This is a genomic window from Sphingomonas sp. Ell38C01 (assembly GCF_055231975.1).
Genome location: NZ_JBUYVA010000001.1, coordinates 3,467,818 through 3,484,447 on the forward strand (window position 1 = coordinate 3,467,818; position 16,630 = coordinate 3,484,447).

The 16,630-nt window shown below is 69.3% G+C and carries 13 protein-coding genes; 4 read left to right on the plus strand and 9 right to left on the minus strand.

Annotated features, from left to right (window positions below):
• Window positions 1-210: 210 nt before the first annotated feature.
• From ACV7NO_RS16400 to ACV7NO_RS16410, 3 genes are all read right to left on the minus strand, one after another.
• Window positions 211-1,761 carry a cryptochrome/photolyase family protein gene (locus tag ACV7NO_RS16400; RefSeq protein ID WP_463407023.1) on the minus strand — a complete coding sequence of 517 codons (1,551 nt, stop codon included), beginning with the start codon at window positions 1,759-1,761 and terminating at the stop codon, window positions 211-213.
• On the minus strand, window positions 1,758-2,120 hold the full coding sequence (locus ACV7NO_RS16405) for a hypothetical protein (protein ID WP_463407024.1): 363 nt from the start codon (window positions 2,118-2,120) through the stop codon (window positions 1,758-1,760). The genes ACV7NO_RS16400 and ACV7NO_RS16405 overlap by 4 nt, the downstream gene beginning before the upstream one ends.
• 61 nt (window positions 2,121-2,181) lie before the next feature.
• On the minus strand, window positions 2,182-4,611 hold the full coding sequence (locus ACV7NO_RS16410) for a glycoside hydrolase family 95 protein (RefSeq protein WP_463407025.1): 2,430 nt from the start codon (window positions 4,609-4,611) through the stop codon (window positions 2,182-2,184).
• Window positions 4,612-4,767: 156 nt separating this feature from the next.
• Here ACV7NO_RS16410 and ACV7NO_RS16415 point away from each other — a divergent pair, with 156 nt between their 5' ends.
• Both ACV7NO_RS16415 and ACV7NO_RS16420 read left to right on the plus strand, forming a co-directional pair.
• Window positions 4,768-5,505 (plus strand): SDR family NAD(P)-dependent oxidoreductase, encoded by a 738-nt coding sequence (locus ACV7NO_RS16415; RefSeq protein ID WP_463407026.1) that lies wholly within the window; start codon window positions 4,768-4,770, stop codon window positions 5,503-5,505.
• Entirely contained in the window at window positions 5,505-6,071 is a 567-nt protein-coding gene (locus ACV7NO_RS16420; protein WP_463407027.1) for an SDR family oxidoreductase, read from the plus strand. Before ACV7NO_RS16415 ends, ACV7NO_RS16420 begins: the two co-directional genes overlap by 1 nt.
• A 250-nt stretch (window positions 6,072-6,321) precedes the next feature.
• Here the strand turns inward: ACV7NO_RS16420 and ACV7NO_RS16425 are convergent, their stop codons facing one another.
• Window positions 6,322-7,917 carry an acyl-CoA synthetase gene (locus ACV7NO_RS16425; protein ID WP_463407028.1) on the minus strand — a complete coding sequence of 532 codons (1,596 nt, stop codon included), beginning with the start codon at window positions 7,915-7,917 and terminating at the stop codon, window positions 6,322-6,324.
• Between the two features lie 5 nt (window positions 7,918-7,922).
• Window positions 7,923-8,687 carry an enoyl-CoA hydratase/isomerase family protein gene (locus ACV7NO_RS16430; protein ID WP_463407029.1) on the minus strand — a complete coding sequence of 255 codons (765 nt, stop codon included), beginning with the start codon at window positions 8,685-8,687 and terminating at the stop codon, window positions 7,923-7,925.
• Window positions 8,688-9,012: 325 nt separating this feature from the next.
• On the opposite strand from ACV7NO_RS16430, the gene ACV7NO_RS16435 reads away from it, so the two are divergent.
• On the plus strand, window positions 9,013-11,229 hold the full coding sequence (locus ACV7NO_RS16435) for a TonB-dependent receptor (RefSeq protein WP_463407030.1): 2,217 nt from the start codon (window positions 9,013-9,015) through the stop codon (window positions 11,227-11,229).
• An 81-nt stretch (window positions 11,230-11,310) separates the two neighbouring features.
• On the opposite strand, the gene ACV7NO_RS16440 is transcribed toward ACV7NO_RS16435, so the two are convergent.
• A complete protein-coding gene (locus tag ACV7NO_RS16440) occupies window positions 11,311-12,705 on the minus strand; it encodes an SDR family oxidoreductase (protein ID WP_463407031.1) in 1,395 nt (464 codons plus the stop codon).
• A gap of 182 nt (window positions 12,706-12,887) precedes the next feature.
• Between ACV7NO_RS16440 and ACV7NO_RS16445 the strand changes: the two genes are divergently transcribed.
• A complete protein-coding gene (locus tag ACV7NO_RS16445; RefSeq protein ID WP_463407032.1) occupies window positions 12,888-13,646 on the plus strand; it encodes an SDR family NAD(P)-dependent oxidoreductase in 759 nt (252 codons plus the stop codon).
• 125 nt (window positions 13,647-13,771) lie between these two features.
• Here the strand turns inward: ACV7NO_RS16445 and ACV7NO_RS16450 are convergent, their stop codons facing one another.
• Genes ACV7NO_RS16450 through ACV7NO_RS16460 form a run of 3 tightly spaced genes read right to left on the minus strand, consistent with a single transcriptional unit; the run spans window position 13,772 to window position 16,588 of the window.
• A complete protein-coding gene (locus tag ACV7NO_RS16450) occupies window positions 13,772-14,278 on the minus strand; it encodes a nuclear transport factor 2 family protein (protein ID WP_463407033.1) in 507 nt (168 codons plus the stop codon).
• A complete protein-coding gene (locus ACV7NO_RS16455) occupies window positions 14,275-15,390 on the minus strand; it encodes an acyl-CoA dehydrogenase family protein (RefSeq protein WP_463407034.1) in 1,116 nt (371 codons plus the stop codon). Before ACV7NO_RS16455 ends, ACV7NO_RS16450 begins: the two co-directional genes overlap by 4 nt.
• Window positions 15,391-15,406: 16 nt before the next feature.
• Window positions 15,407-16,588, minus strand: a complete 1,182-nt coding sequence (locus ACV7NO_RS16460; RefSeq protein ID WP_463407035.1) for an acyl-CoA dehydrogenase family protein — start codon at window positions 16,586-16,588, stop codon at window positions 15,407-15,409.
• Between the last annotated feature and the right edge of the window lie 42 nt (window positions 16,589-16,630).

Sequence of the window (16,630 nt, forward strand, 5' to 3'; positions counted from 1 at the left end):
CATTTACGAATGCGTGGTGCTGAACGTTCGGATCGGGGGATCGCTCCGAGGACGGATCGGATCGCCATCCAGGGCATCCAAGGCGGATGAGCCCGACCACCCCGTCACACCGGACAGGTTCCGGGGTCCATCCTGCCGCAAGAGCAATGCCGGTTGCGGTCGCGCAACGGTGGATGCCGGGACGAGCCCGGCATGACGATCATGGTGCGGCTACCGCGCCCATCCCGTTTCCGCCGGCGTCAGCGTATCCAAGAACGCCCGCGCACTCGCGCGATACTCTGCCCGCGTTTCCTCGTTGAAGCGATGCCATGTCGCATACATCGTCCGCATCCGCGCATTGCCCTTCAGCCGCGGCTCGTGCCGCGCGAGGAAATCCCAGTACAGCGCGTTGAACGGGCACGCATCCGGCCCGGTCTTCTGCTTCACGTCGTACCGGCACCGCGTGCAATAGTCCGACATCCGGTGGATATACGCCCCGCCAGAGGCATAGGGCTTCGACGCGATCATCCCGCCGTCCGCGAACTGGCTCATCCCGACGACGTTGGGCAGCTCGACCCATTCGTACGCGTCGAAATAGACGACCAGGAACCAGTCCGACACCGCCTGCGGATCCACACCTGCGATCAGCGCGAAATTGCCGAGCACCATCAGCCGCTGGATATGATGCGCATAGGCCTCGCGCTTCGTCTGCCCTACGCTTTCGGACAGGCACCGCATCTCGGTCTCGCCGGTCCAGTAGAAGTCGGGCAGTGCGCGATCCGCCTTCAGCGCGTTGCGCGTCGCGAACTGCGGCATGTCCCACCAGTACATGCCGCGGATATATTCGCGCCACCCGATGATCTGCCGCACGAACCCCTCGACCGAATTGATCGGCGCCGCCCCGCTCTCATACGCCGCGACCGCGGCTTCGCAGACCTCGACGGGATCGAGCAGCCCCAGGTTCAGCGACGACGACAGGCTCGAATGGTAGAGATAGTCCTGCCCCGCCACCATCGCGTCCTGATAGCGCCCGAAATCGGGCAGCGCCTCCGCGACGAACTGCGCCAATGCCTCCAGCGCCTGCGCGCGCGTCACGGGAAGCCCGAACGGCTCCAGCTCGCCGAAATGCCCGCCGAACTCCGCCGCCACCAGCCGCAGCACCTCCGTCGTGATCGCATCGGGCGCGAACCGCGCCGGCGCGGGATAGTTCAGCCCCCGCGGCGGCGTCTCGCGATTGTCCTTGTCGAAGTTCCACTGCCCGCCGGTCGGCTTGCCGTCCGCCTCCACCAGCACCCCGGTACGCCGGCGCATGTCGCGATAGAAATACTCCATCCGATGCTCCTTGCGCCCCTGCGCCCAGGTGTAGAAATCGGACAGCGGACACACGAACCGATCGTCCTCCAGCACGGTGACGGGCACGCCGATGCGGTCGTGCCATTCGTCCTGCATCTGCCGCACGCGATATTCCGCGCCAGCCACCACCCGGATCGCGGTCGCCTCGTGCCGCTCCGCCCCGCGCCGCACCTCGTCGGTGAAGCCGTGCGTATTGCCGTGATCGTGAAGCGCGACATAGTCGACGGTCCAGCCCTCGCGCCGAAGGTCCTCCGCGAAGTGGCGCATCGCGGAGAAGACCAGCGCGATCTTCTTCTTGTGGTGCCGGACATAGGTCGCCTCGTCGCGCACCTCCATCATCAGCACCACCGCGTCGGCGCGGTCGACATCGCGCAGGCTGGCGAGCGTCGGCGACAGCTGGTCCCCCAGCACCGGGATCAGCAGCGTCATCGCGCGGCGTCCTCCCCGAGCGTCGCGTACCACGCCGCATAGCCCGTCCCGCGCACCCCGTGCCGGTTCAGGTCGGGCGCGCCATCGCGCCACCACACGTCGCCGCGTTCCCCAAGTCCGCGCTTCGCCACGTCGACCCGCGCCCGCGCCTCCGCCTCGACCGCCGCGTCGCCCGCCCTTCGCGCCGCCCCGACGTCGCGGCGGGCGTCCATCAGGTCATGGACCAGCGCATCGCGCCGATCCGCCGGCAGGCCGGGATCGGACATCCGCCACAACCGGCCGCGAACGACGAAATAGCGGCCGTCTGGGGTGACGGGGTGGGACGGGCCGGTGCGCGCGGCGGGTCTATCGGTGGTCATGACGCGATAACGCCGGTGGTCGCATCGCGTTACCGCCCGAATCGAACGAACCCCGCAGCCCCTACACCAACCCCGGCCCCAACAGCCGCACCGGCCGGCCCCGCCGAACGTCCAGCGTCCGCGTCGCGCCTCCCGCACGGATCGTCCGGCGGCCATCCGCGAACGGCGTGATCGTGGCCTCCGCCACCTGCCCCGATCGCCATGCCAGGGCGATCTCGCACGCGCCCCGCGCGCGCAGCCCCGTCACGGAACCCGCCGGCCACGCATCGGGCAACGCGGGCAGCAGCACGATCTCGTCGCCCGTGCTGCGCACCAGCATCTCCGCGATCGCCGCGGCGCCGCCGAAATTGCCGTCGATCTGGAACGGCGGGTGCGCGTCGAACAGGTTGGGATAGGTGCGCTTGGGCCCGATCAGGAAGCGCAGGATATGATGCGCGCGATTGCCGTCGCCCAGCCGCGCCCACAGCGCGATCCGCCACGCCGTCGCCCAGCCCGTCGCCTCGTCGCCGCGGATGTCGAGCGACCGGCGCGCCGCCGCCGCGAGGCCGGGGGTGCGCGATGCCTGGATCTGCTGGCTCGGATAGACGCCGTACAGGTGGCTGACATGGCGGTGATGCGGATCCTTCGCGTCCGCGTCCCAGTCGGCCTGCCACTCCTGAAGCTGGCCGGCGCGGCCGATCCTGTACGGCGCCAGCCGCGCGCGGGTCGTGCGGAACTGCGCGGCGAGTTCGGCGTCACGGCCAAGGATCGTCGCGGCCTGCGCGGTCTGGTCGAACAGGTCGCGCAGGATCGCCATGTCCATCGTCGGCCCCGCGCAGATCGACGATCCGTGGCCGTGGTTGTTCTCGGGCGACAGCGACGGGTTGGTGACCAGGAAACCCGTCCCCGGATCCTCCTGCAGCACGTCGACGAAGAACAACGCGGCATCGCGCATCAGCGGATAGACCGACGCCAGATACGCGGTGTCGCGACCATAGTCGTAATGGTCCCACAGATGCGTGCACAGCCACGCGCCCCCGGTCGGCCACATGCCGAACGCCGGCCCGTCGATCGGCGCGGTCGCGCGCCACAGGTCGGTATTGTGATGGCACACCCACCCGCGCGCGCCGTACATCGTCCGCGCGGTCCGCGCCCCGGTGATCGCCAGATCGCGCACCATCGCCACCAGCGGCGCGACGCACTCCGCGAGGTTCGTCGGCTCGGCGGGCCAGTAATTCATCTGGGTGTTGATGTTGATCGTGTACTTGCCGCCCCAGGGCGGGTTGGTCACGTCGTTCCAGATCCCCTGCAGGTTGGCCGGCTGGCTGCCCGGGCGCGAGCACGCGATCAGCATGTAGCGCGCATGGTTGAAGTACAACGTCGCCAGCGCCGGATCCCCGCCGCTCTCCCCGTCGCGCACCCGCCGGTCGGTTGGGCGATCCGCGGCCGGGGTGGTGCCCAGGTCGAGCGAGACGCGCCGGAACAGCGCGCGATGCGCCGCCTTCGCGTCGCGCGCGATCGCGGCATGGCCCCGCTTCGCCGCCGCATCGATCTGCGCGCGGGTGATCGCGGCCGGATCGCTGCCGACATCGTCGAAACGCCGATAGCTGGTCGCCATCGCGATCAGCACGACCACCTCGCGCGCCCCGCGGACGACCAGCCGGTCGCCCTCGCGACGGACCGTCCCGCCCCGCGCGATCGCGCGCACCCGCGCCTCGAACCGGAGCGCGCCCGCGATCCCATGCGCATCGTCGTTGCGACCCGCCAGCACGATCTCGCCGCCCCGCCCCTCCTCGGTCGCGGCGCGCTTCAGCGGCGTCGTCAGCGACAAGTCGACGTCGATCGTGGCGGAACCCTTCGCCGTCAGCCGCACCGCGATCACCTGATCGACCGGCGACGCGATCACCTCGCGCCGATAGTCCGCGCCGCCGTCGGACCAGCGGGTGGTCGCCACCGCGCTGTCCAGATCGAGTTCACGTCGATAGCCCGCAATCGGCACCGCCGGCTGCTCGGGCGTCACCACGCTCGTCAGCCCGCTCGGCGACCGTGCGGGCGCGGGTGCCGGCGGCGCACCCGCACGGTCGATCACCAGCGTGCCGATCGTGCCATAGGGCATCTGCCGGATCGGCCGCGCCATCAGCCTCTCGCCCACCAGTGCCTGCGCCTCGGCAAACTTGCCCGCGAACACCAGCCGTCGCACTTCGGGCAGTGCCGCCAGCGCCTCCGGGCTGGCCGGATCGTACGGCCCGCCCGCCCACATCGTGTCCTCGTTCAGCTGGATATGCTCGTGATCGGTGCCGCCATGCACCATCGCGCTGATCCGCCCGTTGCCCACCGGCAGCGCCTCGACCCAGCTTGCCGCGGGTTGCGCGTACCACAACAGCGTCGACGTCGCCTGGGGCGCGACCTCCGCGTCACCCCGCGCCTCAGCGCCCGCCGCAATGCCGATCCCGGCCCCGGCCGCGACGAGCGATACCGCTTCGCGCCGACTGACGCCCGCTGTGCTGGTCATACTGCGATCCTCTTCCTTCTGCCAGAATGACACCGGTATCATCGCACTGCAAGGCCATCATGGCGGGGGGCATCGGCAACAATCCGCCATGTGATCTTCGGCCTGGATGCGCGAAACCGCATGACGATCGCGCGTGGGCGGGGTGACGATCCCGCCATGGATCGCAGCCCCTCGAAACATGCGCTGGTGACGGGTGGCGCACGGGGGATCGGTGGCGCGATCGCGCGAACACTCGCGACCGCAGGCTGGTGCGTGGTCGCCGCCGACGTCGATGCCGACGCAGTCGCGGCGGCGCAGGTGAACTGGGACGCGGACGGCGCGCCGATCGTCGGTACGCCCCTCGACGTCACCGATCGCGCCGCAGTGTCCGCGCTGCTCGACGCGCACGCGCCGTTCGACGTCGTCGTCAACAACGCCGCGATCGCCGCAGACATGCTGCCCTTCGCCGATCTCACCGCCGCGCTCATCGAGCGGACGATGCGCATCAACGTCATGGGCAGCTTCGTCGTCGCGCAGGAGGCCGCGCGGCGGATGGCGACCGGCGCGATCGTCAACATCGCCTCGCGCGGGTATCTCGGCGGCATCGGCGGCGCGCATTACGTCGCGTCCAAGGCCGCGATCGTGGGCATGACGCGCGCGATGGCGGTCGAGTTGCGCTGGCGCGGCATCAGCGTCAACGCGGTCGCGCCCGGCATGGTCGAGACGCGGATGATCGACGGCTTCTCGCCTGCGATGCGCGAGCGGCTGACCGAGATGGAGCCCGGCGGCGCGCCACTCGATCCCGACGTGATCGCGGGTACGGTCGCGTACCTGGCTTCCCCCGCCGGCCGGTCCATGACGGGGCAGGTCCTGCTGGTCGACGGCGGCAAGACCATCGGCACGGGGCTCTACTGATGGTGCCGCATCGTCTCCTCCTCGCCGCGCCCGTCGATAGCCCCGCCGACAACATCGCCGCCGCGGTCGCCGCGGCGCTGATCGCGGACGGCGCGTGCGTCTCCGCGACCGGCGAAGCCGACGCGGTGCTGCTCGACGGCATGGACGCCGCGCCGCAGACCCCGTTCCTCGATCTCGCCGACGATACCTTCGCCGCGCAGGCGATCGATGCGACGCTCGCGCGGATCGCCGCGCTGCAACGCGCGCTCCCGCGCATCGCCGCGTCGGGTAGCATCGTCGTGATCGGATCCGACGCCTATCTCGGCCGCTGGCACGCGACCGCGCAGGCGGCGGCAAGCGCAGCACTGGTCGGCACGATGCGCAGCGTCGCGATGGAACACGACCGCCGCGGCATCCGCGCCAACCTCCTGGCGCTGCCGCTCGGTACGACCACCGCCGACACCGCCACGATCGCCGACGCCGCGGCACAGGCCCGCGCGTTGTTTGCCATGCCATCGATCACCGGCCAGACGATCCTGCTCGACGCCGGCGCAAACCTGAAATTCCGCCAAGCCCGCCGGCGCTAAGGGTCAACGACCGTCCGTGTCGGCCCTGTCGAAGCACTCGACTTCTTTCGGGCATAACCCAAGTTCAGCGACACGCCCCGCCCTGGCACGTCACCCCGGCCTCGAGCCGGGGTCCAGCTTCTTCTCAAGCGACCGCCGGAAGCGGGACCCCGGCTCGAGACTCTCCTGAGCCTGTCGAAGGGTCCGGGGTGACGGTGCTCACTGGATCGACGGTCCCTCCGAAGCGCGAACGTGACGAGGCCGGCCCCCGCTAAGCCCCCGCCAGCGCGATCTCCAGCGCCCGGCGATAGTCGCTCTTCCCGCTCGCATGCCGCGGCAGGTCGTCGAGCAGGATCGTCCGCTTGGGAAGCTTGTACGCCGCCAGTTCCGACAGCATCGCCGTGCGCACGCCCTCAGCGTCATACCCGTCGGACACGCGCGCCAGCGCCACCACCATCTTGCCCCAGACCGGGTCCGGCACGCCCACGATGATCGCGTCCTCCACGCCCGGCGCACGCTTCATCGCCTCCTCCACCTCTTCGGCGAACACCTTCTCGCCGCCGGTATTGATGACCATGTTGCCGCGCCCCACGAGCCGCAGCCGCCCGTCCGCCTCGCGCACCGCCATGTCGCCGGGGATCGCGAACGTCTCGTCGCCGATCCGGCGATAGGTCGTCGCGGTCTTCGCCGGATCGCCGTGATAGCCCAGCGCGAACGGCGGCCGCCGCGCCAGCCATCCCTCGCCCGGCTCGTCCGCTTCCAGCACGCGATCGGTCTCCGCCTCGATCAGCACGGTGTGGCGGCCGGGCTCGAACCAGCCCGTCGGCGTCTCGCTCTCCGCAGTGGTGATCGCATAGCCGAACCCCGACGCCTCCGACGCGCCCAGGATATCGACAAGGGTCACCTGCGGCAGCATGTCGACCAGGATGCGCTTCACCTCGCGGCTCCACATCAGCCCGGCGGACGAGATGACGCGCATCGCGGACAGGTCCCACCGGCCGGGATGCCGCTGCAGCGCCTGTGCCATCGGCCGCGCGAACACGTCGCCGACGATCAGGACCCGCGTCGCGCGCGTCCGCTCCGCTTCGTCCCAAAGTTCCTCGGCATCGAAGCGCGTATTGGGCAGCAGGATCGCCGTGCCCCCGCCGACCAACTCGGCCATCGCGCTGTTGAGCCCAGCGCCGTGCATGAGCGGGCACGCCGGGATCACCCGCCCGGGGGCGGCATTGCCCGCGACCATCGCGACATGATCCGCCATGTCGCGCACCACCGTCCTGATCGTCGGCGCTTCCAGCTGCGACGTCCGCGCGTCGCCGGAGCGCCACATCACACCCTTGGGCTTGCCCGTCGTCCCGCCGGTGTAGAGCAGGTAGCCGTCCTCGGGCGATCGCACGATCCCCAGCGGACTGCCGTCGCCTTCTCCGGCCATCGCCGCATAAGGCCTGTCATCGTCGATCTGCACGTTCAGCGTCAGGTCGGGCAGCGCATCGAACAGCGGCGCGACCAGTTCGGCGAATTCGCCCTGGTAGAACAGCGCCTGCGCCTGGCAGTCCGCCAGCACATATTCGATCTCTGCAGTGGTGTAGCGATAGTTGATATTGACGTGGCTCAGCCGCGCCTTGAACGCGGCGCATGCGATCTCGATGAACTCGGGGATGTTGCGCGCCAGAATCGCGACGCGCGCGCCCGTCGGCAGCCCCGCCGCCAGCATCGCGCGCGCGACGCGATTGGTGCGTGCGTCGAACTCGGCCCAGCTGGTCGTCCGCTCGCCGTGGATCAGCGCGGGGCGGTCCCCCGGCACATGGGCGGCGGTGGCATCCAGCAGGTCGCCGAAGTTCCAGTCCATCGCGGTCGCGCGCGCCGTCATGACGCTCAGCGCCCCTGGAAGACCGGCTTGCGCTTCTCGACGAACGCCGCGACCGCTTCCTTCGCGTCGTCGGACTGCGCCAGCTTGGCGGTATTGCCCTGCTCGTAGACATAGCCGTCGCGCAGCGTCATGTTCTCGATCGTACGCATGCTGTCCTTGGCCAACCGCGTCGCGAGCGGGCTCTTCGACGCGATGTTGAGCGCCATGTCCATCACGTACGGCATCAGCTCGTCGTGCGGCAGGCAGGCCTCGATGATGCCGCGTCGGTACAACTCCTCGGCCGGCGCGCGATAGCCGGTCAGCATCATGCGGCGCGCCAGCGAGTGCGGCAGGATCCGTGCGGCATGCTTGCCCCCGCCCATCAGCCCGACATCGACCTCGGGAAGCCCGAACACCGCGCGCTCCGATGCGACGATGATGTCGCACATCGCGACCAGCCCCATCCCCGCGCCCAGCGCCGCGCCGTTCACCGCCGCGATCGTCGGCTTGGCGTTGTCCGCGATCGCATAGCCCACCTCGCGCACCCAGCGATTGCGCGACCAGCGCGCGCCCGGCGCCGACAGGTCCATCCGGTTCTTCAGCTCCGCGCCGGCCGAGAAGCACTTGCCCGCCCCCGTCAGCACCACGCAGCGCACGTCGTCGCGATCGTTGAAGGTGTCGAACGTCGCGATCAGCTCCTGGATGAACTCCATCGGCTGTGCATTCACCGGCGGGTTGTCCATCGTCACGACCGCGACGTAATCCGCGACGTCCAGCTTTATCAGGCTCACGCTACTCTCTCCCGGCTTGTCCTGCTCGTTGTCCGCGTTCTAGCCAAACCCCCGCCGCCGCCACCGACCGGACGGCCCGCCCCGCGCAGAATCCCATACGCGATTTGCTGCGCAGCACGGCGCGCCGTAGCGGAAATCCCGCTTGTGATTTTACGGGGGCGAAACGAACCCGGCGTTGAGGAAAGCGGGGTCGGGGGGCGACAAGCGGCGCGTCGAACGCAAGTGCCATGTCGATCCGACGCCACGGCAACCAGGGCCGACACAGCCTAATGATACCGGCACGCAACGTCGTGCCATCAGGACCCGGTTGGGGGAGGATCTATTGATGCACGTTACGCGCTTGAAGACCGCATTGCTGACAGGTGGCGCCGTCGCGTTGCTCGGCCTGTCGCCCGCCGCGCTGGCCCAGACGACCGCGACGCCGGCCGCCGACACGCCGCCCGCCGCCGCCGACACGCCCGAGCAGCAGTCGAACGAGAAGCCCGCGCAGGACGGCGGCATCGCGGACATCGTCGTCACCGCGACGAAGCGCGGCGCGGCGCAGAACGTCCAGGACGTGCCCTTCGCGGTCACCGCGTTCGGCAGCACCCAGCTCGACGAGCAGCACATCCGCAGCATCGCGGGCCTCAGCTACGACATCCCCAACGTCCAGCTGACCGAGCTCGGCACCAGCCCGGGCTACGCGAACTTCTCGATCCGCGGCCTGGGCATCAACAGCTCGATCCCCTCGATCGACCCCACCGTCGGCACCTTCATCGACGGCGTCTATCTCGGCATCGGCGCGGGCGTCGTGCTCGACACGTTCGATCTGGCGGGCGTCGAGGTGCTGCGCGGGCCGCAGGGGCTGCTGTTCGGCCGCAACGTGACGGGCGGCGCCGTGGTCATCCGCTCGACGGTGCCCAGCAACACGCTCCACATGGATTTCAAGGCGGCGCTGTCGACCGGTCTGGAAAAGAACATCAGCGGCGTCATCAGCGGCCCGATCGTCACCGACAAGCTCCAGGCCAAGCTCGCCGTCTACTACAACGACGACAATGGCTGGTTCACCAACCGCTTCAACGGCAACAGGAATTTCGGTGCGGAGGAGACGATCATCGTCCGCCCCGCGCTGCGCTTCACGCCCACCGAAACGGTCGAGCTGATCGCGCGCTACGAACATGGCCACCAGTTCGGTGACGGCGCGCGCGCGACGAACTTCGGGCTGTTCGGCCGCGACACCTTCAACATCTCGGTCAACGAGGAAGGCCTGTCGCGCAACAACTGGAACATGGCCAGCCTCGAGGCGAACGTCGACGTCGGCTTCGGCGACGGCAAGATCACCAACATCGCGGGCTATCGCAACTTCCAGGGCGATCTCATCACCGATCTCGATGCGTCGCCCGCGACCGCCTATCACTTCTACACCCATACTGAGCAGAACCAGTTCTCCAACGAACTGCGCTACGCGGGCACGTTCGGCCACGTCGACGTGACGACCGGCCTCTATTATTTCGGGCAGCAGATCGATTATCTCGAGAAGCGCCTGCTGTCGGGCGGCGCGCTGACGATCGCAGGCGGCGGCGTCCAGAACCAGCACAGCTACGGGGCGTTCGCCTCGTTCGACGTCCACCTGAACGAGCAGATCACGCTCAACGTCGGCGGCCGCTATTCGAAGGAGGACAAGAAGGTCCGCATCGCGAACATCATCGCGGGCGGCTGCAACTTCGACGCGCGCACCTGCAACTATACCTTCTTCAGCAACAAGGACTGGGACGGCTTCACCCCGCGGCTCGGCCTCCAGTACAAGCCGACCGAGCAGACCCAGCTCTACGGCTTCTACGCGCGCGGCTTCCGCAGCGGCGGCTACAACCTGCGCAGCATCAACACCGCGGTCGCGCCGGGGCCGTTCGACCAGGAGACGCAGAACTCGTTCGAGGTCGGCGTGAAACAGGATTTCGGCCGCGTCGCGCGCGTCAACATCGCGGGCTTCTACAACAAGGTCGACAACGTCCAGCGCGAGATCGTCACCCCGGTCGCGGGCGTCGGCGCGCTCCAGGTCGTCGCCAACGCCGCCAACGTCACGATCAAGGGCATCGATGCGGAAGGCACGCTCAAGATCGGTCGCGGGCTGACGCTCACCGGACAGCTTGGCTATACCGACGGCAATTATGACAAGATCTTCGCGGACCTGAACAACGATCGCGTGATCGATGCGAAGGATTTCGCGCTGGTCCTGCCGCGGCTGTCGAAATGGACCTATGGCGGCTCGATCGCCTATTCGCTGCCCGCCGGCCCCGGCGCGGTCGATGCGCGCGTGTCCGCCAACCACCGCAGCATCGCCTATTACAACGAACTGAACACCGGCATCCTTCCCGCGGCGACGATGCTCGACGCGAACCTCGCCTACACGATGGGCCGGTACAAATTCTCGGTGTTCGGCACGAACCTGCTCAACGAGGTGACCTACGGCATCTCCGGCCCCACACCGTTCATCCCGAACGGCACCTTCTCCGCGCTCAACAAGGGCCGCGTGATCGGGGCGGAGTTCCAGTACAAGTTCTGACGATCGTCACGATCCCCCGGGGGCCTCGTGCTCCCATCACCTCGCAGCCGGTCCTTCGGGACCGGCATTTTTTATGCCCCCTCAGATCGACGCGGCAGCATGGCCGCCATCGACGACATGCGTCGTCCCCGTGACATAGGACGCCGCGTCCGACGCAAGGAACGCGACCGCGTCCGCCACCTCCGCAGGTTCGCCGAGCCGCCCCATTGGGTTCGATCGCCTATCGTCGTCCACGCCGCGCACGGCGCGCGTCGCGACCGCGTTGACCCGTATGCCGCGTTCCGCCCACTCGCACGCCAGGCTCTTCGTCAGCATCGCGATCGCGGCATCCGTCGCCCGCTGCGCATGCGTCGCGCCCCCTTGCGCCACGAAGACGATCGCTCCGCCCCGCATCTCGCGCGCCGCCGCACGCGCGACGATCATCGCGCAGGTCGCCCCCGCATCGAACGCTCGCGCGAAATCGGCCATATCCCGACCCCCCGCGGCATGGACGAGCACCGCGACCGCACCGATCCGCGCCATCACCCCCTCCACCGCATCCTCATCCGCAAGGTCGATCGCATAACCGTTGCGATCCGCGGGGATCGCGCTCACGTCCGCGTCGAGCACCGCCACTGCCCGACCCATCGCAACAAAGCGATCCGCGATCGCCGCCCCGACTCCTGAGGCCCCGCCGGCCACCACGACCGCCCCGTCGGGCACCAGCCCGCTCACCGCCTTCGCCGCAGCCGCCGAACGCGCCCCGAACGCGGCATACCCGCCATCCGCCAGAAATGCGGCCCCCGTCACGAACCCCGCCCCCGCGACATGCACGATCGCCGCCGCGATCTCGTCGGGCTCGGCGAGGCGCCCCATCGGGACGGCGCCGCCTACGGCGACGGGGTCGAACTTCCCCGCGCGCTCCAGCGAGGCGAGGATTTCGGTCCGCACATAGCCGGGCAGCACCGCGTTCACCCGCACGCCCTGCCCCGCCCATTCGGACGCCAGCGCGCGCGTCATCCCCAGGATCGCCGCCTTCGTCATGCTGTACGGCGTCCGCCCCGGCAGCGCGGACAGCGCCGCGCCCGACGACAGGTTCACGATCGACCCCGCCCCCTGCGCCACCATCACCCGCCCCGCCGCGCATGCTGCGGCATAGCTGCCCTCGACATTCACCGCGACCAGCCGGCGGACCTCCGCGATCGGCTTGTCGAGCACCGCGCTCGCCGCCGCGTCGACGATGCCTGCGTTGTTGACCAGCACGTCGATGCGCCCGAACCGCGCCGCCACCGCCGCGATGCCGGCATCCACCGCCGCCGCGTCCGACACGTCCATCGCCAGCCCGACATGCCGGTCGCCCAGCAGCGCCGCCTGCCGCTCCACCGCGGCGACCGACAGGTCGGTCAGCACCACGGTATCGCCAGCCGCGGCGAACCCGCGTGCGGCGGCCAGCCCGATGCCCGCCGCGGCACCGGTGACGATCACGATCCGGGACATTGTCCTCTCCTTGCTTGTCTTTGCCCCACAGGAAACGCCCACGCGTCCTCGCGCGCAAAGCCCGCGCACGCCGCGCTGGGCTTATCGCGCATGAGATACCCGGTGCCGCGGCCACGCCCGCGCGTGACCGGCGCGGCGCCGCGCTGATACCGGTCGGCCCGATAACGAATGGGAGAGTGAGCATGGCGGGCGAACTGGCGGGCCGGGTGGCGATCGTGACAGGGGCCTCGCGCGGGCTGGGCCGTGCGATCGCGGAACTGTTCGTCGCGGAAGGCGCACGCGTCGCGGTCCTCGACCTGAAGCAGCCCTGGGCGGGCGTAGTCGCCGACGAGATCGTCGCAAAGGGCGGCGAGGCGATCGGCATCGGCTGCGACGTGTCGGATCAGGGCGCGGTCCACGCCGCGGTCGCGCAGACGATGGCCGCATTCGGCCGCCTCGACATCCTCGTCAACAACGCGATGTGGAACAAGTACGAGCCGATCGCGGACGTCACCCCCGACACGTTCGACCGGATGACCCGGATCGGCATGGGCGGGATCGTCTGGGGCATCCAGGCCGCTGCGCCCGCGATGCGCGAGGCGGGCGGCTCGATCGTCAACATCGGGTCGATGGCGGGCCGGCTCGGCAGCCCGAACGCGCTGATCTATGCGGGCGTGAAGGCGGGCGTCGATGGGCTGACCCGCGCCGCCTCGATCGAACTCGGCAAGCACCGCATCCGCGTCAACGCGATCGCGCCCTCGACGATCGCGACCGAGGGCGTCCTCGCGATGCTCAGCGACGAGATGATGGCCCGGCGCCTCGAACGCTCCCCGCTCGGTCGGCTCGGCGAAACCGGCGACATCGCGCAGACCGCGCTGTGGCTCGCCTCAGACCGCTCCAGCTTCATCAACGGCCAGTCGATCGCGGTCGACGGCGGGCTCGGGCATGCGTTCATGCCGTGACAAACGCGCCCGTCACCCCGGCCCCGTCCCGTCACCCCAGCGAAAGCTGGGGTCTCTTTCGGTAAGGCGTCATGCCCGCCCCACCGCGATCCCAGCTTTCGCTGGGATGGACGTGACATATAAATCTACCCGAACAGCGCGTACACCGGATCGTCGGAATACCGCCCCCCCACCGGCTGGCGCTTCCCGAACCGCACCGCCTCGTTCCCGGGCGGCAGCGGCATCTCCTCTACCCAGTCGTACACAACCACGCGGTTCAGGATCCGCCATTCGCCGCCGCGCTTCTCGAACCGGTCGACATAGCGTCCCTTCAGGTCCCACTGCTGCAACCCCTCCGGCCCCGGCTGGCGTTGGAACGCGGAGAAATAGGTCTCGACCGCGGCCTGCTCCCCACGCAGCTCGATCAGCATGTTGTGCAACTGGTGGATCCCGCGATCGATCGACGGCAGCACGCCCATCGCCCAGTCGCAGAACCCTTGCGCGCTGCCCTTGTACTGGCCGTGGTCGTCGGTGCCGTCGGGCCAGTAAGAGGAGCGCAGCGCCGCCTCGTCGACCCGATCGATCCCGCGGCAATAGCGATAGAGGCAGTCGCGGATCGCCTCGCGGTCAAGCAGCGTCTGGAGGGCGCTCATGCCCAGATCCCGGCGAAGCGCGCGCGGTGATGCTCGGGCGGACCGAAGGCGAGGCCCAGCATCATCTGCCGGCGCAGATGGTGGCTCACGATCAGTTCCTCGCTGATCCCGACCCCGCCGTGAAGTTGCACCGCCTGCTGCCCGACATACACGCCGCTTTCCGACACGCGAACCTTCCCCGCCGACACTGCCCGCGCACGCTCGCGCGCGTCGCGGTGCAGGTTGAGCGTCGCGTGATACGCCATCGACCGCGCCTCCTCGCCCGCCACGATCATGTCGACCATCCGGTGCTGGAGCACCTGGAAGCTGCCGATCGCCACGCCGAACTGCTGGCGCGTGCGGAGATAGTCGAGCGTCGCTGCGGAAGCCGCCTCCATCGACCCCACCGCCTCGGCCAGTTGCGCCGCGATCGCGCGGTCGACCGCCGCCTCGATCCCCGGCAACGCCCCCTCCGGCTCGCCGACCGGCACCGCCGCCACGCAGTCGAGCGTCAGCCGCGCATGGCGATGCCCGTCGATCGCGCGGAACGCTTCCACCGTCACGCCCTCCCCCGTGCGGGGGACGAGGAACAGGCCGATGCCGTCGCGCTCGTCGACACTGCCCGCGCTCCGGGCGGAAACGAGGAACCAGTCCGCATCCGCGCCGTCCTCGACATGGCATTTCGCGCCCGACACGCGCCAGCCGTCCGCGCCGTGCTCCGCGCGCGTCGTGACGCGGTGAAGGTCGTAGCCGCCATCCGCCTCGATCAGCCCCGCCGCCGCCAGCCTCTCGCCCGCGCCGATCCGTTCGAGCAATTCGCCACCCGCGTCGCTGCCGTCGATCAGCGCCGGAACCAGCACGCACGACGTGACATAAGGCACAGCCATCAGGTGCCGTCCCACGCCCTCCATCACCGCCATCACGTCCGCGACACCACCACCGAGCCCGCCATAGGCCTCTGCGATCGGCAGCATCAGCCAGCCCAGCTCCGCCATCTCCGCCCAGCGCCGCTTCGCCGCCTCGGGACCCGCCGCCAGGATCTTCAGGCGGTCCGATGCCGCCCATGTCTCCGCGCCATAGCGGTCGACGCTGTCGCGCAGCATCTGCTGCTCGTCCGAATAGCTGAAATCCATGAATGAGCGCCCTTTTCTAGAGGCCGAGCGCGCGGCGCGCGATGATGTTGTGCTGGATCTCGCTCGATCCGCCATAGATCGAGGTGACGCGCGAATAGAGCGCGCCCTGCATTGCATAGGGCATGTCGGGATCGAGCGACCCGCCCTCGCCCAGCGCCGCGAAATGCGCCGCCTCCGGCCCCAGCGCCTCAGCCCACAGCGCGGTCCCCGCCTGCGTCAGCTGCGACCAGCGCAGCTTCACCATCGATCCGCGCGGCCCGGAATCCGCGCCCCTCGCGGCGTCGTCCATCAGCCGCAGCACCATCGTCTGCAACGCGATCACCTCGATCTCGTACTGCGCCAGCTTGCTCGCGAACCCCGGCGTCTCGATCAGCGGCAGGGTGCCGATGCGCCGCCGGGTCGCGGCGTCGCGGATCCCGCGCACCGTCTGCGTCAGGAAGATCGCGGTGGCGGCGCTCACCATCCGTTCGCGGTCGAGCAGCACCTTGCCGTATCCCCAGCCCTTGCCCTCCTCGCCCAGCAGGTTCGCGACAGGCACGCGGACGTCGTCGAGGAACAGCTCGTTGGTGTGGTATTTCTCGTCCATCGTCGGGATCTTCTGCACGCGCAGCCCCGGCGTCGTCATGTCGACGAGGATCAGCGAGATACCCTGCTGCCGCTTGGCCTCCTGCGAGGTGCGCGCCAGCACGAAGACGTGGCTCGCGACATGCGCATAGCTGGTCCACATCTTCTGCCCGTTGAGGATGTAATCATCACCGTCGCGGTCCGCGCGCGTACGCAACGCGGCGAGGTCTGAACCCGCGCCCGGCTCCGAATAGCCCTGGCACCACCAGTTCTCCAGCGTCAGGATCCGCGGCAGGTAGCGCGCCTTCTGCGCGTCGGTGCCATAGGTGAAGATGATCGGCCCGATCAGCTCGAGCCCTTGATGGAACTGCGCGGGCGCATCGGCGCGCGCGGCTTCGCTCCAGAAGATATATTGCTGCGTCGGCGTCCAGCCGGTGCCGCCATATTCGACCGGCCAGGTCGGTGCGCCCCAGCCGCGATCGTTGAGCCGGCGCTGGTAATAGACCAGATCCTCGGGCTCCAGCCGCAGCCCGGCGCGAACCTTCGTCCGCCACGCCTCCGGTATGCCCTCGGCGAAGAACTCCCGCACCTCGTCGCGGAAGGCGAGATCGGCGGCGTCGAAATCCAGGTTCATGGGCGTTCCCGTTATCCTCTCGGCAGCCAGCGATAGATGCCG